This window comes from Nocardia sp. CC201C (genome assembly GCF_030010695.1).
GTDB classification, from domain to species: Bacteria; Actinomycetota; Actinomycetes; order Mycobacteriales; family Mycobacteriaceae; genus Nocardia; species Nocardia otitidiscaviarum.
In genome coordinates, this window is the sequence record NZ_JASCXP010000525.1 from 1 (window position 1) to 4,271 (window position 4,271).

5 protein-coding genes are annotated in these 4,271 nt (G+C 67.4%); 2 read left to right on the top strand and 3 right to left on the bottom strand.

From position 1 onward, the window contains the following. Nucleotides 1–154: 154 nt before the first annotated feature. A complete protein-coding gene (locus tag QK444_RS33215; protein WP_282785998.1) occupies nucleotides 155–1,333 on the bottom strand; it encodes an acetyl-CoA C-acetyltransferase in 1,179 nt (392 codons plus the stop codon). Nucleotides 1,334–1,447: 114 nt separating this feature from the next. Here QK444_RS33215 and mce point away from each other — a divergent pair, with 114 nt between their 5' ends. Together mce and QK444_RS33225 are read left to right on the top strand one after the other, a co-directional pair. Then, nucleotides 1,448–1,918: a methylmalonyl-CoA epimerase gene (mce, locus tag QK444_RS33220; RefSeq protein WP_282785999.1), complete on the top strand. Its 471-nt coding sequence runs from the start codon at nucleotides 1,448–1,450 to the stop codon at nucleotides 1,916–1,918. Between the two features lie 86 nt (nucleotides 1,919–2,004). Then, complete coding sequence (locus QK444_RS33225; RefSeq protein ID WP_029926480.1) at nucleotides 2,005–2,997, top strand: hypothetical protein; 993 nt, start codon at nucleotides 2,005–2,007, stop codon at nucleotides 2,995–2,997. Between the two features lie 123 nt (nucleotides 2,998–3,120). Here the strand turns inward: QK444_RS33225 and QK444_RS33230 are convergent, their stop codons facing one another. Further along, a complete protein-coding gene (locus QK444_RS33230) occupies nucleotides 3,121–3,423 on the bottom strand; it encodes an ATP/GTP-binding protein (RefSeq protein ID WP_143982548.1) in 303 nt (100 codons plus the stop codon). A gap of 9 nt (nucleotides 3,424–3,432) precedes the next feature. Continuing rightward, nucleotides 3,433–4,110 carry an endonuclease NucS gene (gene nucS, locus QK444_RS33235; RefSeq protein ID WP_282786000.1) on the bottom strand — a complete coding sequence of 226 codons (678 nt, stop codon included), beginning with the start codon at nucleotides 4,108–4,110 and terminating at the stop codon, nucleotides 3,433–3,435. Nucleotides 4,111–4,271 lie beyond the last annotated feature (161 nt).

Below are 4,271 nucleotides of genomic sequence, written 5' to 3' on the forward strand. Positions count from 1 at the left end.
GCTTCGCCACCGTGCCGAGATCGAAGAAATCACCCATGCGGACCATTGTGCCCTGAGACCTACGACACCGCGTAGTGGCGGTAGGTCACAGCGCCCCGCGCGAACGCGAACGCCCCCGATTCGAGCTCGAATCGGGGGCGGATACGCCGGAGTGCTAGACGCGGACGATCAGGGCGTCACCCTGGCCGCCGCCACCGCACAGCGCGGCCGCGCCGACGCCGCCGCCACGCCGCTTCAGCTCGTAGGCCAGGTGCAGCAGGATGCGGGCGCCGGACATGCCGAGCGGGTGGCCGATGGCGATGGCCCCGCCGTTGACATTGACCTTCTCCGGGTCGATGCCGAGCTTGCGGGTGGACGCCACGCCGACGGCGGCGAAGGCCTCGTTGATCTCCACCAGATCCAGGTCGGCGGGCGAGATACCCTCCCGCTCACAGGCTTTCAGGATGGCGTTGGCGGGCTGGTCCTGGAGGGTGGAGTCCGGTCCGGCGACCACACCGGCCGCGCCGATCTCGGCGATCCAGGTCAGGCCCAGTTCCTGCGCCTTGGCCTTGGACATGACGACCACCGCGGCCGCGCCGTCGGAGATCTGCGAGGCGGTACCGGCGGTGATGGAGCCGTCCTTGCGGAAGGCGGGACGCAGCTTGGCCAGCGATTCGGCGGTCGTGTCCGCGCGAATACCCTCGTCCTCGGCGAACACGATGGGATCGCCCTTGCGCTGCGGAATGGAGACCGGCACGACCTCGTCGGCGAAGACACCGTTCTTCCAGGCCGCGGCGGCCTTCTGGTGCGAGGCGGCGGCGAAGGCGTCCTGCTCCTCGCGGCTGATCTTGTCGGTGTCGTTGCGCTGCTCGGTGAGCGCGCCCATGGGCTGCTCGGTGAAGATGTCGTGCAGGCCGTCGTAGGCCATGTGGTCGCGCAGCGTCACGTCGCCGTACTTGAAGCCCTCGCGGCTCTGCTCCAGCAGGTGCGGGGCCTGGGACATGGACTCCATACCGCCGGCGACCACGATCTCGTACTCACCGGCGCGAATCAGCTGATCCGCCAGCGCGATGGCGTTGATGCCGGACAGACAGACCTTGTTGACGGTCAGCGCGGGCACATCCATCGGGATGCCGCCCGCCACGGCCGCCTGCCGCGCCGGGATCTGTCCCGCACCCGCGGTCAGCACCTGGCCCATGATCACGTAGTCGACCTGTTCGGGCGTCACGCCGCCCTGCTCCAGGGCCGCCTTGATGGCGATGCCGCCCAGATCGGAGCCGCTGAAGTCCTTCAGCGATCCCAGCAACCGCCCCACCGGGGTGCGGGCGCCGGAGACGATGACGGTGGTGGTCACGATGAGCCCTCGCTTACGTCGGATGATCGGACCCCTGCCACAGTCGAGGCCCTACTCAAAGGTAACCCGCTGCCTCCCGCCCCTCGTCCTCAGGTGCGCGCTACCGTTCGGTACGTGAGCAACACCGAAAAGCCCGAATTCGTCCCCGCGGAGTATGTGACCGCCGTCGACCACGTCGGCATCGCCGTTCCCGATCTCGATACCGCCATCGCCTGGTACGCCGAGAATCTCGGCATGGTCGAGACGCATCGGGAGATCAACGAGGCCCAGGGCGTGCACGAGGCCATGCTGTCGTGCCCGGGCGCGCCCGCGGGCTCGAGTGCTCTCCAGTTGCTGGCCCCGCTGAACGCGGACTCCACCATTGCCAAGTTCATCGACCGAAATGGGCCCGGCCTGCAGCAGCTCGCATACCGTGTCACGGATATCGAAGCTGTCTCCGAGTATCTCCGTACACGGGGCTTGCGTTTGCTGTACGAGGCCCCGCGCGGCGGAACAGCAGGTTCCCGCATCAATTTCATCCACCCGAAGGATGCTGGCGGTGTGCTGGTCGAACTCGTCGAGCCCGCCGCGAAAACTACTCACTAGTACCGACATCCACGACGGGAAAGAGGCTGTAACAACATTCGCGGTCGGGTCACCATCAGTGGTCGACAGGCTGTAGTTTGTGGGGCATGTCGTCCACTGAGCCCGATCGTAATCGCTTCGTCGCTCTGCCCTTTACCGTAGTGCGGAAGGGGTATGACCGTGATGAGGTGCGCAACTACTTCGACCGATTCGACGCCGAGCTAAGGGTAACCGCTACCGATCGCGACGCCGCTGCCGCCCAGGCCCGAAACCTGGCCGCGCAGTTGGAAGACGCGCGCGACGAGATCGATGAGCTGCGCAAGGAGGTCGACCGGCTCTCGGTGCCGCCGACCACCGCGGAAGGTATGTCCGACCGCATCTCCCGCATGCTGCGCCTGGCCTCCGACGAGGCATCCGAGGTGCGCGCCCAGGCTCAGGCCGAGGCCGCGGAAATGATCTCGATCGCCGAACAGCAGGCGGCCGAGATGCGCGGAAAGTACGAATCGCTGCTCTCCGAGACCAAGGAGAAGCGCGAGGCGCTGGAGGTCGAGTTCGAGCAGACCCTCGCCAATGCCCGCGCCGAGGCCGCGAAGATCATCGACGCCGCCAATGCCGAGGCCGACCGCATCACCAAGGAGTCCGAGGCCAAGCGCAAGGCCGCGCAGCAGGACTTCGAGGTCACCATGGCCGAGCGTCGCACCAAGCTCACCCGCGCCATGGAGGAGCTCGAGGCCACCTCCCGCGCCGAGGCCGCCCAGCGCATCAAGGACGCCACCGACGAGTCCAACCGCCTCATCACCAACGCCACCAACACGGCCGATCGCAAGATCGCGCACGCCAAGGAGCTGGCCGAGGAGATGCGCGTGCTGCGCGGACGAGTGTTGGCTCAGCTCTTGGGCATTCGCGGTCAGCTCGATTCGGTTCCGGCCATGCTGGCCGCGGTCAACCGCGAGAGCGAACTGCTCGACGGCAACCCGGAGCCGCGCTCACTGCAGAGCAAGCAGTCCGGTCGCAAGGCCATCCAGGACTCCAAGTCCGAGTCCGAGGAAGAGCAGAACGTCGACGAAGAACAGCGTGAAAACGCCGAGGTCTCCAGCTAGTCCCTCACATTCGACGCCGACCGGGCGACACCCATCCACTCCGAGGCCGCCCCCGCACGGGGCGGCCTCGCCTATTTCCGCTGTTGTTTCGGATACCGCACAGTGGACGCGCAGCAGCTTCGACTAGGACCAGCGGCGGGTAATTCGCCTGGTATGTCGGCCTTTCCAGCAGCCGGTGTGCCAGTGGCGGCGGTCGTCCTCGCCTCCGTAGGCGGGCCAGGCGACGATGTGGGCGACACCCGGCATGATCTCCTGATCGCAGCCGGGGCAGCGGTAGCGCTTGACGGCGCGGGTGCCGGGCACGGTACGGACGACATACATCTCCCCGCCCGGCCCCTCCTCCTGGCGGCCGAAGACATCACCCAGCGGGCGCGGTTCCGGGTGGGACCGCGCCGACTGCTGGGGTCTCGGCTTGCGACGGGGCATGATCCGAGGTTAGAACAGCCGGAATTCGTCGCTCTCGGTGCCACGCAGGGCGTCGTAATCCAGCGTGAGGCAGCGGATCCCGCGGTCGGTCGCGAGGGTCTTGGCCTGCGGCTTGATCTGCTGGGCGGCGAAGACTCCGGTGACCGGGGCCAGCAGCGGGTCGCGGTTGAGCAGCTCCAGGTAGCGGGTCAGCTGCTCCACCCCGTCGATCTCGCCGCGGCGCTTGATCTCCACCGCCACCGTCGCGCCGTCGGCGTCCCGGCACAGGATGTCCACCGGGCCGATGGCGGTCATGTACTCGCGGCGAATGAGTGTGTAACCCGCGCCGAGGGTTTCGATGTGCTCGGCCAGCAGCTCCTGCAGATGCGCCTCCACGCCGTCCTTCACCAGGCCCGGATCCACACCCAGTTCGTGTTGGGAATCGTGCTCGATCTCGGCGACGGTGATGCGCAGTTCCTCGCCCGCCTTGTTGGTGACCACCCAGAGTTTGGCCGCCTCCGCCTCGCTGTCGCGCTCCTCCAGCCAGCACGGCGGGCTCATCCAGTTCAACGGCTTGTACGAACCGCCGTCGGAATGCACCAGCACCGAACCGTCCGCCTTCATGAGCAGCAGGCGACGAGCCATCGGGAGGTGAGCGGTGAGACGGCCGACGTAGTCCACTTGGCAGCGAGCAATCACGAGGCGCACCGGGACCACTCTAGTGCCCGAACCCGGCCGGAAATGCCAGGGGGCAGGGGAATTCGACGGTTCTTTCTCCGGAGGTGAAACGTCGAGGGGGGTGAAACGCGGAAGGGCCCCCCCCGGGGGGGGGGGGGGGGGGGGGGGTTTTGGGGGCGGGGGGCGAATCA

Bases quoted from the DNA above. Each gene is read 5' to 3' on its own strand.
- QK444_RS33225 (WP_029926480.1), top strand. From the start codon at position 2,005: ATGTCGTCCACTGAGCCCGATCGTAATCGCTTCGTCGCTCTGCCCTTT.
- QK444_RS33230 (WP_143982548.1), bottom strand. From the start codon at position 3,423: ATGCCCCGTCGCAAGCCGAGACCCCAGCAGTCGGCGCGGTCCCACCCG.